Annotated in this window: 20 protein-coding genes and 1 rRNA gene; 10 read left to right on the top strand and 11 right to left on the bottom strand. The window is 67.3% G+C overall.

The genetic code is table 11. The features are described from left to right. Window positions 1–220: 220 nt before the first annotated feature. Both rrf and FZP69_RS11690 read left to right on the top strand, forming a co-directional pair. Window positions 221–342, top strand: a 5S ribosomal RNA gene (gene rrf / locus FZP69_RS11685). Between the two features lie 411 nt (window positions 343–753). Beyond that, entirely contained in the window at window positions 754–2418 is a 1665-nt protein-coding gene (locus tag FZP69_RS11690; protein ID WP_192918566.1) for a (2,3-dihydroxybenzoyl)adenylate synthase, read from the top strand. Between the two features lie 83 nt (window positions 2419–2501). On the opposite strand, the gene FZP69_RS11695 is transcribed toward FZP69_RS11690, so the two are convergent. The 8 genes from FZP69_RS11695 to FZP69_RS11730 all read right to left on the bottom strand — a co-directional run bounded on the left by FZP69_RS11695 (window position 2502) and on the right by FZP69_RS11730 (window position 13429). Next, entirely contained in the window at window positions 2502–3503 is a 1002-nt protein-coding gene (locus FZP69_RS11695) for an LLM class flavin-dependent oxidoreductase (protein ID WP_152041597.1), read from the bottom strand. Between the two features lie 96 nt (window positions 3504–3599). Further along, window positions 3600–6026 (bottom strand): xanthine dehydrogenase family protein molybdopterin-binding subunit, encoded by a 2427-nt coding sequence (locus tag FZP69_RS11700; RefSeq protein WP_152041598.1) that lies wholly within the window; start codon window positions 6024–6026, stop codon window positions 3600–3602. Window positions 6027–6220: 194 nt separating this feature from the next. After that, window positions 6221–8245, bottom strand: a complete 2025-nt coding sequence (locus tag FZP69_RS11705) for a hydantoinase/oxoprolinase family protein (protein ID WP_152041599.1) — start codon at window positions 8243–8245, stop codon at window positions 6221–6223. After that, window positions 8242–10053 carry a hydantoinase B/oxoprolinase family protein gene (locus FZP69_RS11710; RefSeq protein ID WP_152041600.1) on the bottom strand — a complete coding sequence of 604 codons (1812 nt, stop codon included), beginning with the start codon at window positions 10051–10053 and terminating at the stop codon, window positions 8242–8244. The genes FZP69_RS11705 and FZP69_RS11710 overlap by 4 nt, the downstream gene beginning before the upstream one ends. Before the next feature lie 96 nt (window positions 10054–10149). Next, window positions 10150–10437 (bottom strand): lipoyl domain-containing protein, encoded by a 288-nt coding sequence (locus FZP69_RS11715; RefSeq protein WP_152041601.1) that lies wholly within the window; start codon window positions 10435–10437, stop codon window positions 10150–10152. Then, entirely contained in the window at window positions 10437–11456 is a 1020-nt protein-coding gene (locus FZP69_RS11720; protein ID WP_152041602.1) for an alpha-ketoacid dehydrogenase subunit beta, read from the bottom strand. Before FZP69_RS11720 ends, FZP69_RS11715 begins: the two co-directional genes overlap by 1 nt. Further along, entirely contained in the window at window positions 11453–12445 is a 993-nt protein-coding gene (locus FZP69_RS11725; RefSeq protein ID WP_152043371.1) for a thiamine pyrophosphate-dependent enzyme, read from the bottom strand. Before FZP69_RS11725 ends, FZP69_RS11720 begins: the two co-directional genes overlap by 4 nt. 351 nt (window positions 12446–12796) lie before the next feature. Continuing rightward, complete coding sequence (locus FZP69_RS11730) at window positions 12797–13429, bottom strand: halocyanin domain-containing protein (protein WP_152041603.1); 633 nt, start codon at window positions 13427–13429, stop codon at window positions 12797–12799. A 393-nt stretch (window positions 13430–13822) separates the two neighbouring features. On the opposite strand from FZP69_RS11730, the gene FZP69_RS11735 reads away from it, so the two are divergent. Beyond that, window positions 13823–14344 carry a CinA family protein gene (locus FZP69_RS11735; protein WP_152041604.1) on the top strand — a complete coding sequence of 174 codons (522 nt, stop codon included), beginning with the start codon at window positions 13823–13825 and terminating at the stop codon, window positions 14342–14344. 33 nt (window positions 14345–14377) lie between these two features. On the opposite strand, the gene FZP69_RS11740 is transcribed toward FZP69_RS11735, so the two are convergent. Further along, window positions 14378–15013, bottom strand: a complete 636-nt coding sequence (locus tag FZP69_RS11740) for a universal stress protein (protein ID WP_152041605.1) — start codon at window positions 15011–15013, stop codon at window positions 14378–14380. A gap of 119 nt (window positions 15014–15132) precedes the next feature. Beyond that, window positions 15133–16323 carry a redox-regulated ATPase YchF gene (locus FZP69_RS11745; protein WP_152041606.1) on the bottom strand — a complete coding sequence of 397 codons (1191 nt, stop codon included), beginning with the start codon at window positions 16321–16323 and terminating at the stop codon, window positions 15133–15135. Between the two features lie 185 nt (window positions 16324–16508). On the opposite strand from FZP69_RS11745, the gene FZP69_RS11750 reads away from it, so the two are divergent. From FZP69_RS11750 to FZP69_RS11770, 5 genes are all read left to right on the top strand, one after another. After that, entirely contained in the window at window positions 16509–16742 is a 234-nt protein-coding gene (locus FZP69_RS11750; RefSeq protein WP_152041607.1) for a hypothetical protein, read from the top strand. Next, window positions 16729–16917: a hypothetical protein gene (locus FZP69_RS11755; RefSeq protein WP_152041608.1), complete on the top strand. Its 189-nt coding sequence runs from the start codon at window positions 16729–16731 to the stop codon at window positions 16915–16917. The genes FZP69_RS11750 and FZP69_RS11755 overlap by 14 nt, the downstream gene beginning before the upstream one ends. A gap of 350 nt (window positions 16918–17267) precedes the next feature. Then, window positions 17268–18665 carry a hypothetical protein gene (locus tag FZP69_RS11760; protein ID WP_192918567.1) on the top strand — a complete coding sequence of 466 codons (1398 nt, stop codon included), beginning with the start codon at window positions 17268–17270 and terminating at the stop codon, window positions 18663–18665. A 192-nt stretch (window positions 18666–18857) separates the two neighbouring features. Then, window positions 18858–19277, top strand: a complete 420-nt coding sequence (locus FZP69_RS11765) for a hypothetical protein (RefSeq protein WP_240137616.1) — start codon at window positions 18858–18860, stop codon at window positions 19275–19277. Beyond that, window positions 19267–19734 (top strand): hypothetical protein, encoded by a 468-nt coding sequence (locus FZP69_RS11770; RefSeq protein ID WP_152041610.1) that lies wholly within the window; start codon window positions 19267–19269, stop codon window positions 19732–19734. Before FZP69_RS11765 ends, FZP69_RS11770 begins: the two co-directional genes overlap by 11 nt. A gap of 265 nt (window positions 19735–19999) precedes the next feature. Here FZP69_RS11770 and FZP69_RS11775 read toward each other — a convergent pair whose 3' ends face one another. Beyond that, window positions 20000–21625: a hypothetical protein gene (locus FZP69_RS11775; protein ID WP_192918568.1), complete on the bottom strand. Its 1626-nt coding sequence runs from the start codon at window positions 21623–21625 to the stop codon at window positions 20000–20002. A 246-nt stretch (window positions 21626–21871) separates the two neighbouring features. Between FZP69_RS11775 and FZP69_RS11780 the strand changes: the two genes are divergently transcribed. Further along, window positions 21872–22933: an alcohol dehydrogenase catalytic domain-containing protein gene (locus FZP69_RS11780; protein WP_152041612.1), complete on the top strand. Its 1062-nt coding sequence runs from the start codon at window positions 21872–21874 to the stop codon at window positions 22931–22933. Between the two features lie 197 nt (window positions 22934–23130). Then, entirely contained in the window at window positions 23131–24534 is a 1404-nt protein-coding gene (locus FZP69_RS11785; RefSeq protein WP_152041613.1) for an ABC transporter substrate-binding protein, read from the top strand. Window positions 24535–24554 lie beyond the last annotated feature (20 nt).

Consider the following 24554-nt stretch of genomic DNA (forward strand, 5'->3'; position numbering starts at 1 on the left):
AACGAGTCGTTCAGCCCGCGAGCACTAACAGACCGAGCCATACTCGTAATCAGAGTTGGCCCGCACTGTGACTCGACGAACCGAGTCCAGGCGCAAACTGGATTGCACGCACACACGATCCGACCCGACCAGACCGATCCGATTCGGTCGGTAGGGTTTCGGTTCGATTCGGTTTGACCGACGTTGGACGGAACGACGGTTCGACTCCGTCGGTCGGCGTTGAGGCGGCCAGAGCGGCGAGGTAACACCCGTACCCATCCCGAACACGGAAGTTAAGCTCGCCAGCGTATCAGCGAGTACTGGGGTGCGCGAGCCCCTGGGAACACTGATTCGCCGCCTCGCACTCATACTTCATACTCATATTCATACGCACAGTCGTAGCCGTGGCTCGGTCCCGTACGCACACGTACCACTCATACTGTAGATCCGAGCTCGGGTTCGGATTCGTGCGAGCTCCGGTCCGGAATGACACAGAGGTCGGAGAGAGGGATCACCGCACGGCGCGAGAGTGGATCTCTCGGCGTGGGGGCGTGGCTGGACGTGGCACGCGGGCGGTGTTCGACGGCGGACGGGCCACTGTCGTCGTCGAACGCTGTCGCAGGTGGCGGGCACGACAGCCGAACCGACTCTCGCGGCGACCACGTCGTTTACGGACGAAACACTCCCACCCGAAGAGGAACCTCTCCGATCGCCCGTGGCGGCCCGACCCCGCGATTGGCCCATCTATTTAACGGACCTCCCAGTTCGAAGGGTATGGACGGTAGCCCCGACACCGCAACTGCCGACATCGAAGGATACGTGCCGTTCCCGGACGACCGGATTCGGCGGTACGTCGACGAGGGTCACTGGCGGGGGCTCACGTTCCACGCGGTCGTCGACCGGGTGGCCGACGAGAGCCCGTCCCGCCGGGCGGTGATCGGACCGACGCGCGAGCTGAGCTACGGGGAGCTCGCCGCGAACTCCCGCCGACTCGCCGGTGCCTTTCGGGACGAACTCGGCTTGCGGACCGACGACCTCGTGACCCTCCAGTTGCCGAACTGTGTGGAGTTCGCCGAAGCCTTCCTCGCGTGTTCGCGGCTCGGCGTCGTCCCGGCGCTTGTCCTCCCGCGTCATCGTGAACAGGAACTGCGACACATCGTCGACCTCACCGAATCCCGGGCTGTCGTCACGGTCGGCGACCGCTACGACCTCGGATTCGACTACGTGGACCTGGTGGACGGGATCGTCGACGACTACGACCACCTCGACGCACGGATCGCGATCACGGCCGACGAGAGCGAGCCACCGACCGGGTGGCACGATCTGGCGGCCATGCGCGAACGTGGCGACGAGACAGTCGGGACGGACGTCAACCCCTGCAATCCCGGCTTGTTCATGCTCTCTGGCGGGACGAGTGGGCTCCCGAAAGCGATTCCACGGACCCACAACGACTACGTCTATCTCTGGGAGCACATCGCGACGGAGATGGGCGTCGACGCGGACTGGACGCTCGTCGCGGGGTTACCGGTGCCACACAGTTTCGCGTTCGGCTACGTGTTTGGTGCGGCGCTCTGGGCCGGCGCGACCGTCGCCGTCGAACCGAGGCTGAAGCCCGATCCGCTGATCGGGCTCGTCGACCGCGTCGACGGTGACGTCATCACGCTCATCCCGAAACAGCTCATCGACTTCCTCGAAGCGGGCGACGACGCGACGCTCTCGACGCTCCGGGTGGTCTGTTCGGGCGGGCAGAAGGTGCCGCCGGACCTCGTTCGGCGCGTCGCCGACCGCTGGGGAGCGGGCTTCTGCAACGTCTTCGGGATGGGCGAGGGCGCGCAGGTCATCAGCCGGCCCGACGACCCGCTCGAGGTACAGGCGACGACCGTCGGGCGACCGATCGGCCCCGGCGACGAACTCCGGATCCTCGACGAGGAGGGGCAGCCAGTACCGCAGGGCGACCTGGGCGAACTCGTGGTCAGGGGTCCGGGCGTCTTCACCGGCTACCTCCGGAACGACGCGGCGAACGAGAAGTCGTTCGACGACGAGGGGTGGTTCTACACCGGCGACGTCTTCTCACGCCGCGCCGACGGGAACCACGAGGTGTGGGGCCGGCTCGACGATACGATCAACCGGGCCGGAGAGACGGTGTACGCGCCGGCCATCGAGGACGTGCTCGTCGAACATCCGAAGATCACCAAGGCCGCCGTCGTCGGGATTCCCGACGAGACGCTGGGCGAACGGATCGGCGCGGTCGTCGAACTCCGGGCCGGCGTCGACTCGCTCGCGCTCTCGGAGGTGACGGCGTTCTTCGAGGACCGCGGCCTCGCGGTCTTCCGCCGGCCCGAGCGGTTGCTCGTCGTCGAGACGCTCCCGGAGACGGACGTCGGCAAGATCGACCGGAACGCCGCCGAGGGGCTGTTCGAACGGACGACCGCGGAGTGAGTCGACGGGCGGGAGGAGCCGACGAACGCGAGGAGGACGGTCACGACTGGCGCGACCAGCGCGACGGAACCGGGTCGGACCGTTCAGAACGTTTCGGGGGCGAGCGCCTCGACGTTGCGGAGTTTGACCTCTTCGGGCCCGTAGTTGTAGATGACCGGGCACTTGACGCCGGCGTCGACGTACTCGCGGTAGCGGTCCCGGACGGTCTCGGGCGAGCCGACGGCGGCGACGGTGTTGAGGAACTCGCGGTCGACGATCTCCTTCATCGCCTCGTAGTCGTTGCTGCGCACGGCCTCGCGGAGCGCCTCGATGTCGTAGTCGATGCCGGCCCGGTTGACGAGCGGCTTGATGTGGTCGCTGCAGCAGTGCCACGCCGTGAACTCCAGGACGTCGCGGATCTGTTCGTCGACGCTCAGCTCCGACTCCTCGTCGACGACCGCCGTGGGGATGTTGAGTGCGAAGAGGAACTCGTCCGGGTCACGGTCGAACTTCTCCTCCAGCTGCTGGGTCCCCTCTTCGACGACGTCGGCGACGAACGGGACAGTCGCGTTGAACGGTAGCCATAGCCCGTCGAACTTCGCCGCGGCGAGTTCGCGCATCTTCGGGCCCATCCCCGCGAGATAGAGGGGAACGTCGTCGTGAAACTCGCTGCGGAGCTTCCAGTTGTTCATCGTATAGATGTCGCCCTCGTAGTCGCACCGTCCCGTCTGGATGATCGACCGCAGGATGTCGTGCGTCTCGCTCATCCGCTTGATCGGGCGGTCGAGCGACTTCCCGAGCTTCTGGACGACCTCGGGAGCGCTCGTCGCGACGGCGAGCCCGCGCACACGACCGCCGGAGTAGTCGTCGACCGAACAGACCTCGGTCGCGATCATCGCCGGGTGACGTGTGTACGGGCTAGGCAGACCGACGACGATGTCGATGTCGATCCCCCAGGCACCGAGCGCCGTCGCGGTGGTGATCCCGTCTTTCGTGTCGATGAGCTCCTGCGTCCAGAAGGAGTCGTAGCCGAGTTCGGCGGCGAGTTCGGCCTGTGCTTTGATCTCTGTACCGGGACCGACGGTGTCCGAGACGGCGATCTTCATCTGATGAACGTACCCTCTGACGGGTCGCTCAAAGCAGTATCGGTCACGACGGCGAATCGGTTACGACGGCGAATCGGTCACAACGACGACCGAGAGTCAGTCGCTCGCCTGCTCGTCGTTCCGTGCGTCACGGATCGCCGACCAGATCGTCTCGCCCGTGAGCGGCGGCGTCAGGTCGCCCACGCCGAACGGTGATAGCGCGTCCTCGACGGCGTTGACCGTCGCCGCGAGCCCGCCGACAGCTCCCGACTCGCCGACGCCCTTGACGCCGAGGGGGTTGCGTGGCGACGGCGTCACGGTGAACCCGGTCCGCATGTCCGGGACGTGGTGGGATTTGGGGACAGCGTAGTCCATGTGCGACCCGCTGACGAGCGTCCCGTTGTCGTCGAAGATCGCCCCCTCGAACAGCGCCTGTCCGATCCCCTGTGCGGTCCCGCCGTGGACCTGTCCCTCGACGATCTTCGGGTTGATCTGGACGCCACAGTCGTCGACAGAGACGAAGTCCTCGAACGTCACCTCCCCCGTCGAGGGGTCGACCTCGACGACCGCGATCTGGACGCCGAACGGGAACGAGTAGTCGTCGGGGTCGAAGTACGACGTCGCCTCCAGGCCGGCGTCGACTCCGTCGGGGAGGTCGTAGCCGACGTTGGCCGTCGCCGCCACCTCCTGGATGGTGAGCGAGCGATCGGGTGCGCCGCTGACGAAGAACGCGCCGCGCTCGAACTCGACGTCCTCAACGGCGGCCTCGAGCCGGTGGGCCGCGATCCGCCGCCCCTTCTCGACGACCTTCTCTGCGCTCTCGCCGATGGAGCCACCCGCGGTGATCGCACACCGACTGGCGAACGTGCCGACGCCCTCCCTCACTCTGGTGGTGTCGTCCTCGACGACCTCGATCTCCTCGATCGGCACGCCGAGTTTCTCGGAGACCACCTGCGCGTACGTCGTCTCGTGGCCCTGGCCGTGGTTCGAGGTGCCGACGAAAACGGTGACGCCGCCGTCGCGGTGACACTGGAGGTTGCTGTACTCCCAGGAGGCGACGTTGCCGCCGCAGCCGAAGCCACACTTCTCGATCCACGCGCCGATGCCGATGCCGAGGTAGCGTCCTTGCTCCCGCAACTGTGCTTGCCGCTCGCGGAGGTCGTCGTACCCCACGAGTTCGAGCGCCTCGTCGAGCGCCGGCTCGTAGTCGCCGCTGTCGTACGAGCCGCCGGCGGCGGTCTCGTACGGGAACTGGTCGGGCGGGACGAAGTTCTTCCTTCGAATCTCCGCGGGATCGATCCCGGTCGCGGCCGCGGCTCTGTCGACCAGTCGTTCCAGCGTGTGGATCAGCTCGGTCTCGATGACGCCACGGTACGCGTCGGAGGGGGTCGCGTTCGTCATCACGCCGCGGACGTGGTAGTGGACCGCCGGGAGGTCGTACTGGCCCGTCATCACGTTCAGACAGGTGATGGCGATCCCCGGGGCGAACGCGGAGAGGTACGCCCCCATGTCGTCGACGAGGTCGACGCGGAGCCCGAGGAAGGAGCCATCGTCGTCGACCGCGAGCGTCCCCTCCGTCGTGACGCCGCGACCCTGCACGTCGCTCGCGTAGTTCCCCGTCCGGGTTCCCTGCCAGCGTACCGGGCGTTCGAGATGCATCGCGATCCAGGCGATGAGCGCCTCCTCGGGGTAGGGGACGCACCGGCTGCCGAACCCGCCGCCCATCTCCGGCGCGATCACGTCGATCTTCGACTCGGGGTAGCCGAGCGTCGCCGCGAGATCCCGGCGGAGTTTGTGGGGGATCTGCGTCGTGCTCTTGAGGCTCAGCCAGCCGGTCCCGGGGTCGAAGTCGGCGATAGCACCCCGTGGTTCGATGGGGTTCTGGACGATGCGCTGGTTGCCGATCTCGACCGAAACGGTGTGGGCCGCGTCCGCGAACACATCGTCCATCGCCTCGTGGTCGTCGTACTCCCACTCGAAGGCGACGTTGTCGGGCGTCCCCTCGTGGAGCGTCACGTCGCCGGCGAGCGATTCCTCGACGGTGACGGCCGTGTCGAGCCGTTCGTAGGAGACGTCGACCTCCCTGACGGCGTCGCGGGCGACGTAACGGTCCTCGGCGACGACGACCGCGATCGGCTCGCCCTGGTGACGGACGACGCCGTCGGCGATGACGGGACGGTTGAGGTGTTCGGCGGTCGTGATCCCTGGACCGGGGATGATCGGCAGGCGAGTCGGCGTGGGGAGGTCGCTCTCGGCCATCGTCTCCGCGGTGACGACCGCGACGACGCCGTCGATCGCCTCGGCGGCGGTGACGTCGATGGATTCGATCCGAGCATGGGCGTGCTGGCTCCGGACGACCGCCATGTGCCCCGCGCCGGCGACTGGCAGGTCGTCCGTGTACCGGGCCGCTCCCGTGATCAGCCGCCGGTCCTCGACGCGCCTGACGCTGGCACCGACAGCACTGCCCGTCGACGCCTCGCCCGCCGCCGAGTCACCCGTCTGTTCCGTCTCCGACTCCGCGGGTGTGACCCCGTCCGTACTCATTGCGTTACGCAAACGGCAGGGGGTGTAATAACGGTGTGTGCTCACGTCCCATGGTCGCGCGGGACGGGTACTCGCCACCGTACGGGACGTCTACTCACTAGTAGCATGGGACCTCCACTCACTACCGCACGAGAGCGCGTCGAACCGCGACCTCGGGTCGTGGTCGTGACCGTTCGCCGGTCACCGCGGGCGTCTCATCGCTCGACGAGGACCGATCCGTCGTCGGCGACCGTCGCGGTCGCGTCGGGCGGTAACAGGGCGGTGTTCCCCCTGTCCTCGATGATCCCCGGTCCGTCGACGGACGCACCCGGCGAGAGCGCCGGACGCCACCAGATCGCGGCGGGTTCGTAGCCGGTCGCCTCGAAGTACACCTCCCGTTCGCCGCGGCGGGCCTCGCCCGCGTCGCGGTCGGGGCGGTCCGCGAGGGGCGGGGTCGGCACCCGCCCGGTCACCCGGAGCGTGACGACCTCGACGCTCTCGTCGGGCATCGCGTAGCCGTAGAGCCGCTCGTGGGCGTCGTGAAAGGCCGCGACCGCGTCGTCGAGCGCCTCGTCGTCGAGCGTGCCCGCGGCCGGCACCGTCAGTTCGTACGACTGGCCGACGTACCGCACGTCGACCGCGCGTTCGAGGGCGACCTCCTCGGCCGCGAACCCCATCTCGGCGAAGCGGTCCGCCTGCACCGCTTCGAGGTCCGCGAACCCCTCCTCCATCGTGTCCGGATCGAGCCGCTGGCCACGGAACGCCCGTGACTCGTCGGCGCGCACGTCGGCCAGGAGGAGGCCACGTGCCGAGAGCACGCCGGCGTTCCGGGGCAGGATGACCGTGTCGATGTCCATCTGCGCCGCGACCGCCGGTGCCTGCATGGGGCCGGCTCCGCCGAACGCGAGGAGGGCGAACTCCGTCGGGTCGCGCCCCCGCTCGACCGTCACCCGTCGGATCTCGCGGGCCATCTTCGCGTTCGCGACCTTGAGGACGTCGAGCGCGGCGGATTCGACCGAGACGCCGAGCGGATCGGCGATGGCTTCGGTGAAGCGTTCGCGCGTCCGGTCGACGACGGGGTCCATGTCGCCCGTGACGAACGCCTCGGGCGTCAGTCGTCCGAGGACGAGGTTCGCGTCCGTGACCGTCGGCTCGGTCCCGCCGCGTCCGTAACAGATCGGGCCGGGGTCCGCACCCGCACTCCGCGGGCCGACGCGGAGGCCACCGGCGCTGTCGAGCCACGCGATGGAGCCGCCGCCGGCACCGACCGTGTTGATGTCGATGAGCGGCGTCTTGATCGGGAGGTCGTTGATTTCGCCCTCGGTCGAGCGGACGAGTTCGCCGTTCTCGACGATGCTCACGTCGGCGCTCGTCCCGCCCATGTCGAGCCCGATCGCGTTGGGGTAGCCGAGTTCCGCGCTCACGGAGCTGGCCGCGACGGCCCCCGCGGCCGGCCCCGAGAGGACCGTCCGGAGCGCGAACTGGGTCGCCTGTCCCGGGCTGAAGATGCCGCCGCCGGAGTGCATCACGTTCAGCGGCACGTCGATCCCCCGCTCTTCGATCCCGCCGCCGAGCCGATCGAGGTAGTCGGCGATATTCCGTTTCACCGCCTCGTTCAGCACCGTCGTCACGGTCCGGTCGTACTCGCGCGTCTCGGGGTACACCGCGGAGGAGAGGGCGTACTCGAGGTCCGTCCGCTCCTCGATGAGGTCGCCGACGCGCCGCTCGTGGTCGTCGTTGAGGTACGAGAACAGCATCGAGACGACGATCGACTCCGCGCCGGCGTCGACGAGGTCGTCGATCGCCGCCCGCGCGGCCGCCTCGTCGAGCGGGTCGACCACCTCGCCGTCGTGACCGATGCGCCCGGGGACGCCGAGGCGTCGCCGCCGCGGGACGAGCGCAGGTGGTTTCTCCTGCTGGAGGTCGTAGAGCTTCGGACGCGTCTGGTCGCCGATCTCGAGCACGTCCTGCAGCCCCTCGTTGGTGAGCAGTCCGATCGGCGGGATGTCGCCCTCGAGGACGGCGTTGGTGCCGACCGTCGTCCCGTGGCTCAGGAACTCGACGGCCGCGGGGTCGGTGTCGGTCTCGGCGAGGATCTTCTCGATCCCGGTCAGGACGCCCCGGTCGAAGTCGGGCGGCGTCGACGGCGTCTTGGTCGTGTGGATCGTGCCCGACTCGTCGTCGTACAGGACCACGTCGGTGAACGTCCCGCCGGTGTCGACGCCGATCCGGACGGTCATCGGTCACCCCCGGCGACCGGGGCGTCGGTGTCGCCCGCGTCTGCACGGTCGCCGTCGTGGTCGTCACGATCGTCGCCGCCGTCCGTCCGCGCGTCGCCTCGAATCGCCTCCCGACGCTCCCGGGTCGCCGCCGCGTCGAGGTCGCCGTCGTCGAGGACGACCCCGTAGACGTCGCGGGCCTTCGCCGCGGAGACCTTCCCGTCGCGGACGTCTTCGACGACGGCGTCGGGTGCTCGTTCGAGAGGGTCGCCGTAGCCGCCACCGCCCGGCGTCTGCACGCTCACGATCTCGCCGGGGTCGAGCGCGGTCGTCGACTTGGAGGCGAGCACCGTCTCCTCGTCGGTTCCCGGATTGCGCAAAAAGCGTGAGGCCCTGGCCGCGTGCCCGCCGAACAGCCCCCACGGGGCCGACCGGGTCCGGTCGGTGAGTAGCGAGAACGTCGCGTCCTCACCGTAGAACTCGTAGTCGCGCCGCACGCCGAGGCCGCCGCGCTGTCGACCCGCACCCTCCGAATCCCGGACGAGTTCGTACCGGCGGACGTACACCGGAATCTCCGACTCCAGTTCCTCGATCGGGCTGTTGGCCGTGTTCTGGAAGTGCGTCTGGACGGCGTCCATGCCGTCCTTCTCGGCGCGTGCCCCGTAGCCGCCGGCGACCGTCTCGTAGTAGACGTACTTCTCGTCGTCGCGGGGATCACGCCCGCCGTAGGCGATGTTGCAGACGATCCCCTTCGTCGCGGCGATCGTCTCCTCGGGCACCGCGTCGGCGAGGGCCTTCGTCACGAGGTCGCCCGCCCGCATCGCGATCTCCCACCCACCGGCGACGGGCGCGTCGTCGGCCGGGTTGACCATCGTCCCCTCCGGCGTGATCGTCTCCAGCGGGCGGTAGAAGCCGTCGTTCTTCGGGAGGTCGCCGCCGATGAACGCCATCACGACCGACATCGCGCCGGCGAACGCCATCGCCGGTGTGCAGTTGAGCGGGCCACGGTTCTGCCCGGCGGTCCCCGTGAAGTCGAGCGTGATCTCGTCGCCGTCGACCTCGATCGCCAGTTCGAGCCGGACGGGATCGTCGGTGAGGCCGTCGCCGTCCATCTCGTCCGTGGCGACGTAGGTGCCGTCCGGGAGGTCGGTGATGGCCGCCCGGACGCGTCGCTCCGTGTAGTCCAGCAGGGCATCGAGGTTCTCGTTCACCGTGTCGAGCCCGTACCGGTCGCAGAGCTCGGTGAACCGTTCCTCGCCGATCCGGTTCGCGCCCAGTTGCGCCTGGTAATCGCCCCGGCGCATCTCGGGTTCGCGGACGTTTCGGAGGAGAAACGAGAGCACCCGGTCGTCGTACGCCCAGTCGGAGACGGCGTGGATCCCGGGGATGACGACTCCCTCGGCGTACAGCTCGGTCGAGTCGTTCGGGATGCCGCCGGGAGTCCCCCCGCCGATGTCGACGTGGTGGGCCGAGTTGGCCGCGTAGCCGACGATCTCGTCCTTGAAGAACAGCGGCGAGATGAGCATCACGTCCGGCAGGTGGACCGCGCCCTTGTACGGGTCGTTGATCAGGATGCCGTCGCCGGGTTCGAGGTCGCGTTCGAGCGCCCTGACGTTCCGCGGGACGACGGAGACGAGCGAGCCGATGTGCTGCGGTGCGAGGTCGTGCTGAGCCACGTGCCGGAGCCGGGAGTCGAACAGCGCACACGTGTGATCGCGCCGGATCTTGATGTTGGTCGAGTACGCCGTCCGCTGGAGCGTGACGCCCATCTCCTCGACCACGCTCTTCAGCGAGTGCCGGAAGATCTCCAGTTCGCCCGTTGAAACCATACCTCCGGTGCAGAGGCCGATATGATAAACGTGTGGGAGTGGACGGGAACTCTCGGGATCGGCGAGGACTCGGAGGACGCGACCGTGCGAGACTCGCTACCCCGGCTGGATCCAGCCCAGCGTCTCGTTCTGCCCGCAGACGTCCCCCTCGGCGACGACGATGTCGACGAGGGTTCCGGCCACCGGTGTGGGGACGTCGACGCTGACCTTCTCGATCTGGATCTCACAGACCGTCTCGCCCGCGTCGAGCGACCGGCCCTCGCGGGCGAACCAGTTGACGACGTACCCCTCCTCGACGTCGGCGGCGTCCGCTGGCCACACCGCCCCCGTCTCGATCGGGACGCGGTCGTCGTCGCCCGCGCTCGCCTTTTCGTCCCCACTCATCACTGCGTCGCCCGGACGGCGGCTTCGATGTCGGCGACGTCCGGGTTGACCTCCTGTTCGAGGGGTCGAGCGTACGGGATCGGTACATCGGGGACCGCCACCCGCTCGACGGCGCGGAGGCTGTCGAGCGCGCCCTCTGCGGCCTGGGCGACGATCTCGCCGGTGACGCCGAACGAGCGGTAGTCCTCGTCGACGACGACGAGCCGGCCCGTCTTCTGCACCGACTCGACGACGGTGTCGGTGTCCAGCGGCGTCAGCGTCCGGAGGTCGATCACCTCCACGTCGGCCTCGCCCACGAGGTTCTCGGCCGCCTCGAGCGCCCGGTGGACGTGCAGTCCCAGGGTGACGACGGTGGCGTCTTCGCCGGTGCGCTTGACGTCCGCCTCGCCGAACGGGATCAGGTAGTCGTCCTCGGGGACGCCCGTCTTCGGTCCAGAGGGTGCGGGCATCCAGCCGAGCCCCTGCAGACGCTTGTGGAACATGTAGACGACGGGGTCGTCGTCGCGGATGGCGTTGTGCATCAGCCCCTTGGCGTCGTACGCCGTCGAAGGGACCACGACCTTCATCCCGGGGAGGTGGGCGAACGTACCGTACAGCGTCTGGGAGTGCTGGGCCGCGTCGTTGTACGTCCCGCCGACGGCGGTCATGAGCACCATCGGCACGGAGAAACTCCCACCTGACATGTAGGTGTTCTTCGCCATCTGGTTGTAGATCTGGTCCATCGCGACGCCGAAGAAGTCGACGAACATCAGCTCGACGATCGGGCGCATCCCCGACTGGGCCGCGCCGACGCCCGCCCCGATGAACGCCGTCTCCGAGATAGGGACGTCCATGACGCGGTCGCGGCCGAACTCCTCCAGGAGGCCCTGTGTGCTGTCGAAGATGCCGCCGTAGTCGGCGACGTCCTCGCCCATGACGAACACGTCGTCGCTCGCACGCATCTCCGACGCGATCGCCTCGACCGCTGCCCGGCTCATGGTGAGTTCGCGGTCCGACTCGCGGTCGACGCCGGTGCTCATCGGCCGTCACCCCCCTCGACCGCCCCCGACAGCGAGTTCGTGAACACGTCCTCGTACGCCTCGGACGGGTCGGGTTCGGGCTGGTCTTTCGCCCACGCGATGGCGTCGTCGACGCGTTCCTCCGTGGTCTCCCGGATCGACGCGAGGTCGTCGTCGGTCACGCCGTGGTCGCGGAGCGTCGCGGCGAGTCGCTCGATCGAGTCGCGCGCTTTGTGGGCCGCGACGTCCTCGTCGGGACGGTACGCCTCCGCGTCGCCCATGAAGTGACCCATCCGTCGGTGAACCTGGATATCGAGCAGCGTAGGACCGTTACCGTCGCGGGCGCGCATCACGGCCTCCTCGGCGGCCTCGTAGACGGCGACCGCGTCGTCGTGGTCGACGCGAACCCCGGGGAGGTCGAAGCCGCCGGCGCGCTCTGCGGAGTTCTCGACGTCGGTCACCCGCTCGATGGGCATCGAGATGGCCCAGTCGTTGTCCTCGACGACGAAGACGACGGGGAGGTCGTGGACCGCGGCGAGGTTGAGCGACTCGAAGAAGCCGCCCTGGTCGACCGCGCCCTCTCCCAAGAAGGCGACGGCGACGCTGTCCGTGTTGCGCTTCTTCGCCGCCATCGCCGCCCCGACCGCTGGGGGACAGCCCTCGGCGATGATGCCCGAGCAGGCGAAGTTCACGTCCGGGTCGAACAGGTGCATATGGCCGCCCTTCCCCTTCGAGAGCCCCGTCGCTCGGCCGAAGATCTCGGCGGTCATCCGCTTCAGGTCGACCCCCTTCGCGATGGCGATGTGATGCGGGCGGTGTGGTGCCGTGACGGTGTCGTCGTCGCGGAGGTGCGCACACACCCCCGCACCGGACGCCTCGTGGCCCGCGGCGAGGTGGAGCTCACCCGGGATCGGCCCCGCGCTGATGTCGAACGCCGGCTGTTTCCCCTCGAGGTACTCCTCCTGGAGGCGCTCTTCGTAGTAGCGCGCGGTCACCATGTCGTCGTACATCGATCGTAATATGTTAGCACTGACCATTGCCGGGGTATGTTTCGCAAACATCATAAATAAGCGTTGACGTGGGTGGTGTCCGACCGGCTCTCGTCGTCGACCGGTGGGAACGGCGAGTCAGTTCGACTACCCTCTCTGCCCGACGCGCGCCTTCACGACGGACGACGAACGGCCGCGAGCAGGGGCGGTCGTTCCCTCACTCGTCGCCACGAGCGCCGCGGTGTCGGTCAGGTAGCGCAGGGCGAGACGGGCAGCTTCACCAGCGACCAGTACAGTGCGAGGCGTCGGCGCAGCACGGCTCGCCGGGTGTCACGTGATGGGTGTGTCGTCGAGGCTTCCGGTGGGACCTCGTCACTCGACGACGACCGCGCCCTTCATACCGAGGGCCCTGTGGGGCTGACAGTAGTACGTGTACGCCCCGCTCTCCTCGAAGGTGTGCGAGAAGGTGTGTCCCTCGTCGGTCGTCAGTTCGCTCTCGAAGGAGCCGTCCTCGGCGACGACGTTGTGCGACCCGCCCAAGCCGTTCCACTTCCACGTCACTTCGGTTCCGGCCGAGACGCGGACCGCAGCCGGGTCGAACGCGAGGTTGCCGCCGTTGCCGTCAGCCCCGACGGTCACGGTTACGCTGCCACGTCCGGTCTCGTCGACCACACCGGAGAAGTTGCCCACGTCGGACAGGTACCCCGACACCTCACCGGGGGTTGTCCCGGACTCGCCGGAGTCCGATCCGTCTGCGTCGGAACCGTCGTCTGCGTCGGAACCGTCGTCGGAGCCAGACCCGGAGCCACCGTCCGAGTCCGCGGGCGTGCCGGTCGGGGTCACGGTCTCGTGGGCGGTAGAGCCGCTCGATCCACCGGAACCCGAACCCGAACCGTCGCCCGTGTCACCCTCTCCGGCGCTGCCGGCACAGCCGGCGAGCGACGCGAGTCCGAGCGTGGCCAGGCCAACCGTCCGGAGCGTGTCGCGTCTGGTGAGGTCGGTCATCACGTTCGAAGCTACGACCCCTCTTCACTCCGTAGTTTTGGACGAACCGGTTCGGGTGACGTTCCAGCGAGCGGGAATCGGTCGGGCAGGTCCCAAACACGTTCGGGTGTCGGCGATCGCGGGCGTGGTCGGCTGGTGACCCCGACGGCACCATCGAACGCGTTCTCGTGTGCCGACGGGCGTCGACTCGGACGGCGGTTCCGTGCGACCACGGACTCACCCCCCTCTCGACGACGGTGTCGATCGCTGTCGACGTTCGGGGCACACGTGGCGCGGGGCTCGACACACACCGCCTGTGGCTGTTCGACCCATCACCGGGTGCCTCAGTCGAAGCGTGACGACACCCTGAGGGTCGTCGCCGGATTGAAGCGACGACCGCCCGGAGCTACCGCCATGACCGACACCCCAGTCGAGGCCCGCGTCGGCGACGCCCTGCGAGCCCGCGGTCAGACGGTCGCGGTCGCGGAGTCGCTCACCGGCGGCCTCGTCGGTTCACGACTCACGGACGTGCCCAGGTCGAGCGACTACTTCGACCGCGCGGTCGTGACGTACTCGAACGACGCCAAACTGGAGGAACTCGCGGTGTCGCGGGAGTCGCTCGACGCACACGGTGCCGTCTCGGCACCCGTCGCCCGCGAGATGGCGGGGGGCGTGCGAGACACCGCCGGGACGACCTGGGGCGTCTCGACCACCGGCATCGCCGGGCCGACGGGCGGCACTGCGCAAAAACCGGTCGGACTGGTCTTCGTCGGCGTCGCCTACGCCGCACCGTGGGGCTCCGACGACTCGTTCACGCGCGCGGAGCGGTACGTCCTCGACGGTGGCCGCGACGCCGTCAAGGAGGAAAGCGCGACGCGGGCGCTCTCGGATCTGCTGGCGGCGGTCGAAGCGGTCGCGGACGCGAGCAGCGAGTGAGCGACGCGACTCGCACCGGTCGTCGCTCGCGACTCAGTTCGTCGGAGCCGTGACGACGTGCGGGTCGCCCGTCGCGCGGTCGACGTACACCGTCACGTGCCGACTCTGGACTGTGCCCTCGAACACCCACGTCCCCTGTTCGCGGTACGCGCCCGGATCGAGGTCGACCGTCTCCGCGTCACACTCCGCGAGTACGGCCTCGTGGGCGACGTCACGCGCCGCCGCTTCGGTGGTGACGGCGTCGGCGTCGGCGTGGAATCCGACCGTCAGGACCGGCACCCCGACGGATCGGACCACGCGCTCCGTGACGCTCCCGAGCAGGCGTCGTTCGAGTCCCGTCCGGCCGCGCGTGCCCATGACGACGAGGTCGATACCGGCGTCGTCGACGTACCGCTGGATCTCCCGGGCGGGTTCGCCCCAGGCGAGATCGCCGACGACCGGTACGTCCGCCCTGGCCGCTCGCTCGCGGACCGTTCCGAGGGCACGCGCTCCCCGTGCCGTGAGTTCGTCCTCGACGTCCTCGCCGCCCACGATGGGACTCCCGCCACCGTCGACGACCGACAGCGCGTGGAGCGTCGCGTCGTACCGCCCAGCGAGGTCGACCGCGTGTCTGATCGCGCGCTCGGCGCCCGGACTGCCGTCCGTCGGGAGGAGGATCCTGTCGTACATCGTCGTTCACCGCCTCCGACTACGACGCGGCCGGGGGAATAACCGGCACGCGATTCCAGTGTGGTGAGAACGCTCGATCCGGTCCGACCCGGCGATCGCGCGACAGCGGCGGCGACCGCTCAGCTGGTCGTGACGAGTTCGACGACGTCGCGGTGGTCGAGTTCGTGGTCGCCGCCGATCTGACAGCCCGAGCGACAGTCGATGCCGTGGAGGAGGCCGTCGCCGAGGTCCGAGTGTATGTGGGACGCGAACGCTTCGGTCGTCGCACCCTCGGGGAGGATGAAGCAGTCGCGGAAGACGCCCTGGCTGTCGGCTCGACCGTTCGCGCTCCCCGGGAACACCGCCAGTGCCCCGAGTTCGTCGAACAGCGCCGTCTCGAGTGCCGACTGGACGCCAGTTCCGCCGTAGTCGTCGACGAACTCGCGGACCTGTTCCAGTCCGGCGCGCTGGTCCGCCGAGGGGTCACCGACGATCTCGAACGTTTCGTCACCGGCCCGGTAGTCGACGACGCCAGCCTCGGCCCCCCGTTTCAGCGCCTTCTCCGCGTGGGCGGACGCGGGCACGACGGTCAGGTGGTCGTACGCGGGGTCGTCGACGATCTCGTCGTAGTTGTCCTGTGCCGCCGGCGTGTCCATCTTGTTCGCGACGATCACCATCGGCTTCGTCCGCAGACGGAGCTCGCGAGCGATGGCGAGCGTCTCCTCCCCGGACCAGCTGTCCGGGTCGAGGTCGAGACCGAGGCCCAGGATGACCTGTTTGATCTCCTCCTCGGAGGTGCGGAACGCGTCCATCTGCGTGGCGAGATCCGCCTCCACGTCGCCCGCCTTCCCGTGGTAGCCCGACTCGTACCGTTCGATCCCCTTCTCGAGCACGTCGAGATACCACTGGTCGAGCTCCCGCTCGAGGAAGTCGATGTCCTCGCGCGGGTCGTGGCCCGCCGTGGGCTCGCCCTCGTGGTCAGTCTCGCCGGAGAAGTCGACGACGTGGAGCAGGACGTCCGCCTCGTTGAGGTCGGTGAGGAACTGGTTGCCCAGCCCCTTCCCCTCGTGCGCACCGGGGATCAACCCGGCCACGTCGACCAGTTTCACGGGAACGAACCGCGTGCCGTCGTCGCAGAAACCGACCGACGGAGTACACTGCTCGTCGAACTCGGGCGCGGCACACGGAACGCGGACGTACGCCTCGCCGACGGCGGGATCGATCGTCGTGAAGGGGTAGGCCCCCTCGGGGACGTCGTTCATCGTCGCCGCGTTGAAGAACGTCGATTTGCCCACCGAGGGCTTGCCGACCAGGCCGATCCGATAGCTCATTACCCACCCGTCTCCGATCCTCGGACTAAAGGGGTCCCGTTCGACGGCGTATTGCCACGCCGTGACGTGACACGCACCGCGGATTGCGGCACATCTCATCCTGACACGCCTGGCCTGGCTCATGGACGACGCTGACCCTGGCGCCAGCCCCGGGGAGGACGCCGACATCGAGGTCCGGGGCCGGTTTGGAGGACCACGCCGCGGCTGACACCTTCGGCGTCGGCGTTCACGTCACCGCGCGGGAGCTCCAGTTCGTCGTCCACATCCCCTCGTCGATCGACTCCGGGTGGACCGACCCCGAGGCGTTCCAAGAACTCGTCGAGCGCGTCGTCTTGACGCACCTCGATCAGGACCGGACCACGTGCTCCGTGGCACTTCCGAGCAGGCGTCGTTCGAGCCCCGTCCGTGCGTGCTCGTGAGGACGAGGTCGATGCCAGCGTCGTCGACGTACCGCTGAATCTCCCGAACTGGTTCGCCCCGGGCGAGACTGCCGACGACCTGCACGTCCGCCGCGGTCACCCGCCCACGGACCGAATCGAGCACCTCTCCTCGATCGTGGAGATCGTCGAGCAGGTACTGGACGTGGTCGTATAGCCACTGCCCGCCACCGTCTGAGAGATCGACCTCAGGCCGGGATTACCGAGTACGTCTTGACGAACGTTCCTGTCCGGCAATAACAGATCTCCACACGGTATCCGATACGGGAGTGTCTGTGCACCAATAATACTATCTTTCCACAACTACCCGGAATTTTGTCCGTACTGACCAGTAGTACCCCAAAAAATACATACGTTTGATTGTTTACTAGTAGTCAACCGTCTAACCAGATAGCCGGGTCAGTTCCCCAAACCACTCCCCCCAGCCCCGACAATATGCCACAGACCAACCGCCGGCAGTTCTTGAAATACACGGCCGGTATTACTGGGACTGCTGGTGCCAGTGTCATGACCGGTGAGGCACAGGCTCAATCCCGATCTCCGGTTGTTTGGAGTGTTCCGATCGGAGGAGAGTTACGTAAGTATTCGATCGGAGCGGAGAGCGTTCTTACCGGCAACAGTGATGGACGGATACGCGCTCTGGAGACCACGACAGGAGAGCAAAAATGGGAGCTAAACGTAGATAGCGGCGTACGGTATGGTGGATTAGCACAGACGGATCGATATATAATGGCGATTACGGAAGACAACAGGGTTCAGTTTATAAACAAACAGCGGGACGGTGACAGACTGAGTCTTCCGTTATCGGGTAAACTCTCCGGAGTGGATACCAAAGACGGGAGTATCTGTGTTGGAACAGACAAATTAGTGAGACTATTTGATCTCCCTCCGGAGGGAGAGACTCTCGACAGTTGGAGGGAACAAACGAGGTTAGAGCGATGGAGGAGCGAGTCCGGGAATTTCGGTCCCCCCGTGGTCTGGACGAATCGAGGTCTGTTGGTCAGCGGAAGCGAGGACAACGGCAACGTAGTGAACATTCTGTCTACAGATAACGGCCTACCAGTTGATGAACCGAGTAATAACAACGGTGCTCTCGGGTCGTACCGGAAGGGATACGATCTCCACTCTGTCGCACAGTCTGAAGACTACGTCGCTATCCACGGCTTCAGAAATTCTCTCGCAGGACGCCGTTCTGTTAGTGATTCAGTGATAACCGTCGTGAACACCTCCATCGGAGAGAGTCGATTCCGACAATACACGAAAAACGCCATGTCCGTCGGTATGAATAACGACTTTGTGATCTACGATAACCGTGATTCCGGCGGTATCACGGTTCGATCTCACGGGACTTACGAAGAAGTTCAGCCACTGCAAGGGAAACTGTATCCAAAAGGGATCCATACGGAACCAGAGCGCACGTTCCTCTCGAAAAAGACTAGTTCGGGGACAACGATTCAATCCCTGACTCATCCGAATTCGAGACTCAGTTTCGGTGAACTGGACGCCGAACTGCCGTTCAAGTTGTGGTATATTAGAGGAAAAGACGAACTGATATTTGGTTTCGATAAATCGAACAGCCGACTGATCGCTCTGTCGAAGACCGGTGACCCCTGCGACACTCCCGGCGGTTGTACACCCACTTCTACGGACCGATTCACCACGACCACGACTCGAGACGGAGGTGGACAAGGTGGGGACGATGGGAACGGTGGGAACGATGGGAACGATGGTGACGACGGAACCCAAGAGGACGAGGAGGGGCTATACATGAACCTCCCGTTCCTAGGGAAGGCGAGACTCGACACTGTTGGTTCCATCGCTAGTATAGTCGGACTCCTTGTGAGTGTATTTCCCCTCTGGTGGTTGATCGAGAAGGCGTCTACCAGTTCGGAGAGAACGGAATAACAGAACACCAGTCTGTTCGATCCACTCTGGGGGTATTCCGTATCGCACGTGGGGAGCGCGCAAGGGTCGGCCCGGATCGACCGATTCGAGGAGTTCGACGGCGCCCACGACCCGGTCACGGCCTGTGGCGTCGCGTCCGGTTAGGACCAGGGGATCGCGACGTATTTCAGCCGTGCAGATCGACCATTGTGCATGGACGAGACGGACCTCGACGCGGGGATCGAGGACGATACCGACGGGGACCATGTCGACACCGCGAACGAGCAGGACACGCCCGCCGACACCTTCGGCGTCGGGATCCACGTCACCGAGGCGGAGCTCCAGTTCGTCGTCCACGTCCCCTCGTCGATCGACTCGGGGTGGACGGATCCCGAGGCGTTCCAGGGGCTCGTCGAGCGCGTCGTCTGGACCCACCTCGAGCAGGAGCCGACGCTGCGGGCGGTCGCGACGTCGGCGTCGACGGGTGAGACGGTCACGCTCGGGACGGTCACGCTGCGACCCGACGGAACGGTCGTCGACCACACCCTCTCGCCGCCGGAAACCGCGGCGGTCGACAAACCACACGGCGATCCGGCGTCGGATCGATCCCCCGGAGGGCCGCATGACGGGTGATCCCCTCCGGCTCGTCCAGCGGGGCGCGCTCGAACGCGCGCTAGTCGACGACGTCGACGCCCGTCGGTACTTCGCTCTCGCGGGGACGCTCGACGTCGCCCGTCGGGAGGCACGCACTCTCGACGGCGGCGACCACGGCGACCGACCTGCGACGATCGAGGTCGACGTCGATCACGGCAGCCGTCTCGCCGCGATCGAGGCCGACGCCGACGCGGACGACCCTTCGGCGGCGGTCCTCCCGGCGGCGCTGCTCTCGCTGGCCGCCGTCTCCATCTACAACGAGGGGGCACGGCCGGCGTCGGCGAGCGTGGATCCGTGGCTGCCGGGCACCGACACGACCCGGTCCGCGGTGCGGCGTGGTGCGCGGCTCGCGCTCCGCTGGTTCGACGTCTCGACCGAGCACGTCGCCGCCCGTGCGGGGCTTCCCGCGGTCGTACTCGCGGCGTCCGACGACTGACTGGCGTCGCGAGTGGACCGCCGGTCCCGAGAGTGGACCACTGGGAGCGAGATCGAGCGATTACACGTACGCGGTCATCAGCGTCGGACGATCGCAGGCCCGGTGACGGCGGCGTCCCCTCTCACCCGCCCGACGGTTGAACGGCGCACGGTGGGTCGAGTGGCGTCCCGACTCGACACTCGAACGGAGACGTCCGCCATCGGCTCACCGCCGGGTGGTCGGGAAGCCGAGTGTGGGTGAAAAACAGTTCCGCGACAGTCCCGCGTTACTTCCCGCGACCGTTGCCGTTGCCGCCGCCGTTGCCGTTGCCACCCTTGTTTCCACTGTTGCCGGGCGCGTCGTCCTCGTCCTCGTCGTCCGTGGCGTCGGTGGAGCCGTCCTCACACTCGTCGCCGTCTTCGACGTCGCAGTCGGTGTCCTCGCCGTCTTCGGCTTCGTCACCGTCTTCTGCGTCCTCACCGTCTTCGGCTTCGTCACCGTCTTCTGCGTCCTCACCGTCTTCGGCTTCGTCGCCGTCCTCGGCACCGGGCTTGCCCTTGTTCTTCTTCGCGTGCTCGGGCGGACCGCGCTTGTCGTCCTCCTCGGCCGCCTCGGCGTCTTCCTCACTCTCGTCGTCCTTCGGCCCCGCGTGGTCAGGCCTGTTGTCCGCACCGGGGTTGTTCTCGGTCGCGAACTCGGAGACCGCCTGGCCGAACTCGGCTCCGTGGTACCCCTCCGTCTTGAGCTGCTGGACGTAGGAGGAGATCCACAGGCCGAAGTTCTTGAAGCCGCCGTTCTCGACGGCTTCGAGCGCGGCAGTCGTCGTCGCCTCCTCGGTCCCGTTGATCGCGGTGACGGTGATCGTCACGTTCTCCTCGGGGTTGGGGAGGTCGACGGTGCCGTTCGTGCCGGTGGTGTAGCTGCCGTTGCCCGCGTACGCCACGTCGGAGGTGACGTTCACCGTCGCGTTGTCGACGGCGGCGCCGTCGTCGGTGACCGTGACGACGGCCGTCCCGTCGTCGTTCTGGACCGCGTCGACCGCGAGACCGGTGTCGACCGGCGACAGCCCCGTCTCGGTCGTCGCCTCGTCGTCACCGTCGTCGGCCGTGACGGTCACGTTCACCGTCTCGGACGGTTCGGGGAGAGCGACCGTCCCGTTCGCGTCGGTGGTGTACGTGCCGTTGCCCGCGTACGCCACGTCGGATGAGACGGTGACGTTCGCGCCCTCGACCGCCCCGTCGTCGCGCGTCACGGTGACGGTCGCCGTCCCGTCGTCGTTCGCCGCGAGGGCGACCTCGAACTCCGCGATGGGTTCGATGGTGCCCTCACCGAACGCTTCGAGATCACCCGACGTGACGGTCACGTCGACGTTGGTCGTCTCCGTCGGTTCGGGGAGGGCGACCGTCCCGTCCGCGTCGGTGGTGTACGTGCCGTTGCCCGCGTACGCCACGTCGGACTCGACTTTAGCGGTCGCTCCCTCGAGCGCGTCACCGTACTGCGTGACGGTGACGACGGCCGTCCCGTCGTCGTTCGACGTGACCGCCACGTCGATCGACTGCTTGACGGGGACGAGCGTGAACGTCTCCGTGACCACGTTGTCACCGTCGGTCGCCTCGATCGTCGCGTCGAGCGTCTGCGGCGGGTTCGGGAGCTCGATCGTCCCGTTCGCGTCGGTCGTGTACTGACCCGCACCGTCGTACGTCGCGCTCGCCGTCACGTTCACCGTGGCCCCGGCCACCGCGTCGGAGCCGTTCGTGACGGTCACCGTGGCGTTCCCCGTCGCCGGGTCCTGTGCGAGACTGAGTGTCAGGTCGGTCGTGCTGTCGGTGGTCTCCTGGGCGCTAACGGCCGCCGGTGCGACGGCAGTCAGCACCAGCACCGCCGCCAGGAACACCGCGAGTTGCTTGCGCATCATTCAGCTTTTACTGATAGTCCCGATCTATTAAAGTATACCATCGCTGAAATCCAGTTTGCCCCGATTTGGCCACAGTTAAGCCGAATTCAAACCGTTTTATTCGAGCACCTAGAGCCGTCTACTCCGAGAATCTGCGTTTTGCGTCGAAACCGGCGTTCGATCGCTGTTCTCGTATGTGATATCGAGCCTCGTGCCTGGGCCGGGCGTCTGCGCTTATGACCCACCCCCACGAAACGACGCGACATGGTGACACCGGAGACCGAGACGATGCGGGCCGTCGGCTTCCACGACCACGGCGACGTCGACCAGTTCGAACTCCTGACCGTCCCCGTCCCCGAGATCGATCCCGACGAGGTGCTGGTCGAGATCCGGGCGGCGGCGCTCAACCACCAGGACCTGTTCGCGGTGCGCGAACTCGACCACTACATCCCCGAGTATCCGTTCTGGGGCGGCGGCGATATGGCCGGGACGGTCGCCGCCGTCGGCGACCGCGTCACCGGGTGGCAGGCGGGAGATCGGGTCGTCGTCGACCCGACGATCACCTGTGGGGAGTGTCGGTTCTGCCGCGCGGGCGAGCAGTCGATGTGCGAGCAGTACGAGGTGTTCGGCGAACACCGGAAGGGTGGGTTCGCCGAGTACGCCGCCGTCCCGGCCGCGAACCTCCACGCCGTCCCCGACTCGATCCCCTTCGAGACCGCCGCGGCCGCACCGATGGTCACCGGGACGGCCTGGCGCGCGCTCGCGACGCGCGCCGGCCTCGAACCGTACGAATCGTTGCTCGTCGTCGGCGCGACGGGTGGCGTCGGCCACATGGCCGTCCAGCTCGCCCGCGAGGTGCTCAACGTCGACACCCTGTACGCGACGACGAGCACGGCGGAGAAGGCGGCGTTCCTCCGCGACCTCGGCGTCGACCACGTCGTCGACTACACGGAAGAGGAGTTCAGTGCGCGCGTCTGGGAGCTCACCGACAAGCGCGGCGTCGACGTGGTGTACAACAACGTCGGCGGTGAGACGTGGGTGCCGTCGATGCGGTCGCTCAGACCCGGCGGGCGACTGGTCGCCTCGGGTGCGACGGCTGGTCCCACCCCGCCGACCGAGATCAGGCTGGTGTTCGTCCGGCAGCTGAACGTCATGGGGAGTACGGCACACAGTGCGACGGACCTCGATCGGGCGCTGGGGTACGTCTGGGACGGCACGGTCGAGCCCGTCGTCCAGGAGACGTTCCCGCTCGAGGCGTACGCCGAGGCGTTCCGGACGATGGCCGACCGGGAGGCGTACGGTAAGCTCGTCCTCACTCTGGACTGAGGGGCTGTCGGTCCCCCGGTCGGGCCGCTCTGGAGCCGTGTACACTGGGGTCGGGAGTCGGCGGCGGCCTGGTCGAACGATGGCGTCCGACCGGCTGTTGGCGGCTCTGTCCCCCGATCCGTTCAGTCGGACGACACTCGACATATATTCCCGATACACTTATCAGATGGGGGTATGAGCGTTGCAAACGAGTAACAATGAGCGAGAAGGATACGACTCCGAACACGAACGATTCGAGCCGACGGAGTTTCTTGAAACTCACCGGCGCGAGCGCCATGTTGGCCACCAGCCTCGCCGGCTGCGCCGGAACGGAGGGAGGTGGCTCCACGGCCACCGCCACCGACACGCCGAGCGGCGGCGGTTCGACCGAGATGACCGAGAGCGGCGGCGGTCAGACCTCGACGGGGACGCCCACGTCGTCGGGCCCCGACAGGGTCGTCTTCGGTCAGCCGGCGGGTATCTCGGGGAAGTGGGACTTCCTCCAGCCGGCCGTGTCGCAGTCGTCCGAAGTGGCGACGCAGCAGATCAACGACGCCGGGGGCCCGCTGGACGCCGAGTTCGAGCTGCTCCGCCGGGACACGGCAGTCAACCCCCAGCAGGCGCGTCAGGTCGTCCGCCAGCTCGTCAACAACGACCAGGTGCCGGCGATCAACGGGCTGTTCTCGAGCGAGATCGTCCCGCTGTGGGACTTCATCCAGGAACTGGAGGTACCGATCATCTCCCCGTGGCCCGGATCGACGTTCCTCGACACCAGAGGCGGCGACATGGGAACGCCCGAGGACCTGAGCGACGACGAGTGGCTCTGGCGGACGGTCATCGGCGACACGGTCCACACCGCCGGCGCGGCGCAGGCCATGGTGGAAAACGACTTCACGACGATCGGCGTGCTCAACGGCACCAGCGCCGGTGAACGGAGCTGGTCCGACTCGTTCATCGCGGCGTTCGAGAACCTCGGCGGCACGGTCAGCCAGCGCGTCGAAGTGTCGGAGGGTCAGTCCTCGTACCAGTCGTCGCTGAACCGGCTGTTCCAGGCCGACTTCGACGCGTGGGCGCTCGCGGTCGCGCTCAACGACGCGACGACGGTCATCCGCGACTGGTCGAACGCGGGCTACGGTCGACAGCTCCTCCTCGAAGACGGCCTGATGGACGCGGACCTCATCGACGCCGTGGGTGAGGAGGCGGAGGGCGCGTGGATCGCCGCCGGCAGCACCCAGGGACCGAACTACGACAACTTCCTCCCGGCGTTCCAAGAGGCGGGTGACGCGGACGTCCACACCTGGGGTGTCGCCTCGTACGACGCGACGAACGTCCTCGCGCTGGCGACCCATCGCGCGGGAGAGGCCACCCCCGAGGCCATCCAGCAGAGCATCGGTCCGGTCACCCGCGAAGGCGGCACCGCGGTGTCGAACTTCGCCGAGGGCAAGGAGGCGCTCGACGCCGGCGAGGAGATCAACTACGAGGGTGCGGTGACGCCGGTGGACTTCACCGACTTCGGCAACGTCTGGGGGAACGTCGGCGTCTCGACGGTCGGCCCGGACGGCTTCCAGGAGGAGTTTACTATCTCGGCTGACACGCTCAAAGAGTCCATCGCGAACTACTGAGGAACTACCGAGGACCCCTC

Source organism: Salinigranum salinum (genome assembly GCF_009176545.1).
GTDB classification, from domain to species: Archaea; Halobacteriota; Halobacteria; order Halobacteriales; family Haloferacaceae; genus Salinigranum; species Salinigranum salinum.

Coding starts and splice junctions, on each gene's coding strand:
- FZP69_RS11690 (WP_192918566.1), top strand. CDS start 754: ATGGACGGTAGCCCCGACACCGCAACTGCCGACATCGAAGGATACGTG.
- FZP69_RS11695 (WP_152041597.1), bottom strand. CDS start 3,503: ATGAAGATCGCCGTCTCGGACACCGTCGGTCCCGGTACAGAGATCAAA.
- FZP69_RS11700 (WP_152041598.1), bottom strand. CDS start 6,026: ATGAGTACGGACGGGGTCACACCCGCGGAGTCGGAGACGGAACAGACG.
- FZP69_RS11705 (WP_152041599.1), bottom strand. CDS start 8,245: ATGACCGTCCGGATCGGCGTCGACACCGGCGGGACGTTCACCGACGTG.
- FZP69_RS11710 (WP_152041600.1), bottom strand. CDS start 10,053: ATGGTTTCAACGGGCGAACTGGAGATCTTCCGGCACTCGCTGAAGAGC.
- FZP69_RS11715 (WP_152041601.1), bottom strand. CDS start 10,437: ATGAGTGGGGACGAAAAGGCGAGCGCGGGCGACGACGACCGCGTCCCG.
- FZP69_RS11720 (WP_152041602.1), bottom strand. CDS start 11,456: ATGAGCACCGGCGTCGACCGCGAGTCGGACCGCGAACTCACCATGAGC.
- FZP69_RS11725 (WP_152043371.1), bottom strand. CDS start 12,445: ATGTACGACGACATGGTGACCGCGCGCTACTACGAAGAGCGCCTCCAG.
- FZP69_RS11730 (WP_152041603.1), bottom strand. CDS start 13,429: ATGACCGACCTCACCAGACGCGACACGCTCCGGACGGTTGGCCTGGCC.
- FZP69_RS11735 (WP_152041604.1), top strand. CDS start 13,823: ATGACCGACACCCCAGTCGAGGCCCGCGTCGGCGACGCCCTGCGAGCC.
- FZP69_RS11740 (WP_152041605.1), bottom strand. CDS start 15,013: ATGTACGACAGGATCCTCCTCCCGACGGACGGCAGTCCGGGCGCCGAG.
- FZP69_RS11745 (WP_152041606.1), bottom strand. CDS start 16,323: ATGAGCTATCGGATCGGCCTGGTCGGCAAGCCCTCGGTGGGCAAATCG.
- FZP69_RS11760 (WP_192918567.1), top strand. CDS start 17,268: ATGACCGGTGAGGCACAGGCTCAATCCCGATCTCCGGTTGTTTGGAGT.
- FZP69_RS11765 (WP_240137616.1), top strand. CDS start 18,858: ATGGACGAGACGGACCTCGACGCGGGGATCGAGGACGATACCGACGGG.
- FZP69_RS11770 (WP_152041610.1), top strand. CDS start 19,267: ATGACGGGTGATCCCCTCCGGCTCGTCCAGCGGGGCGCGCTCGAACGC.
- FZP69_RS11775 (WP_192918568.1), bottom strand. CDS start 21,625: ATGCGCAAGCAACTCGCGGTGTTCCTGGCGGCGGTGCTGGTGCTGACT.
- FZP69_RS11780 (WP_152041612.1), top strand. CDS start 21,872: ATGGTGACACCGGAGACCGAGACGATGCGGGCCGTCGGCTTCCACGAC.
- FZP69_RS11785 (WP_152041613.1), top strand. CDS start 23,131: ATGAGCGAGAAGGATACGACTCCGAACACGAACGATTCGAGCCGACGG.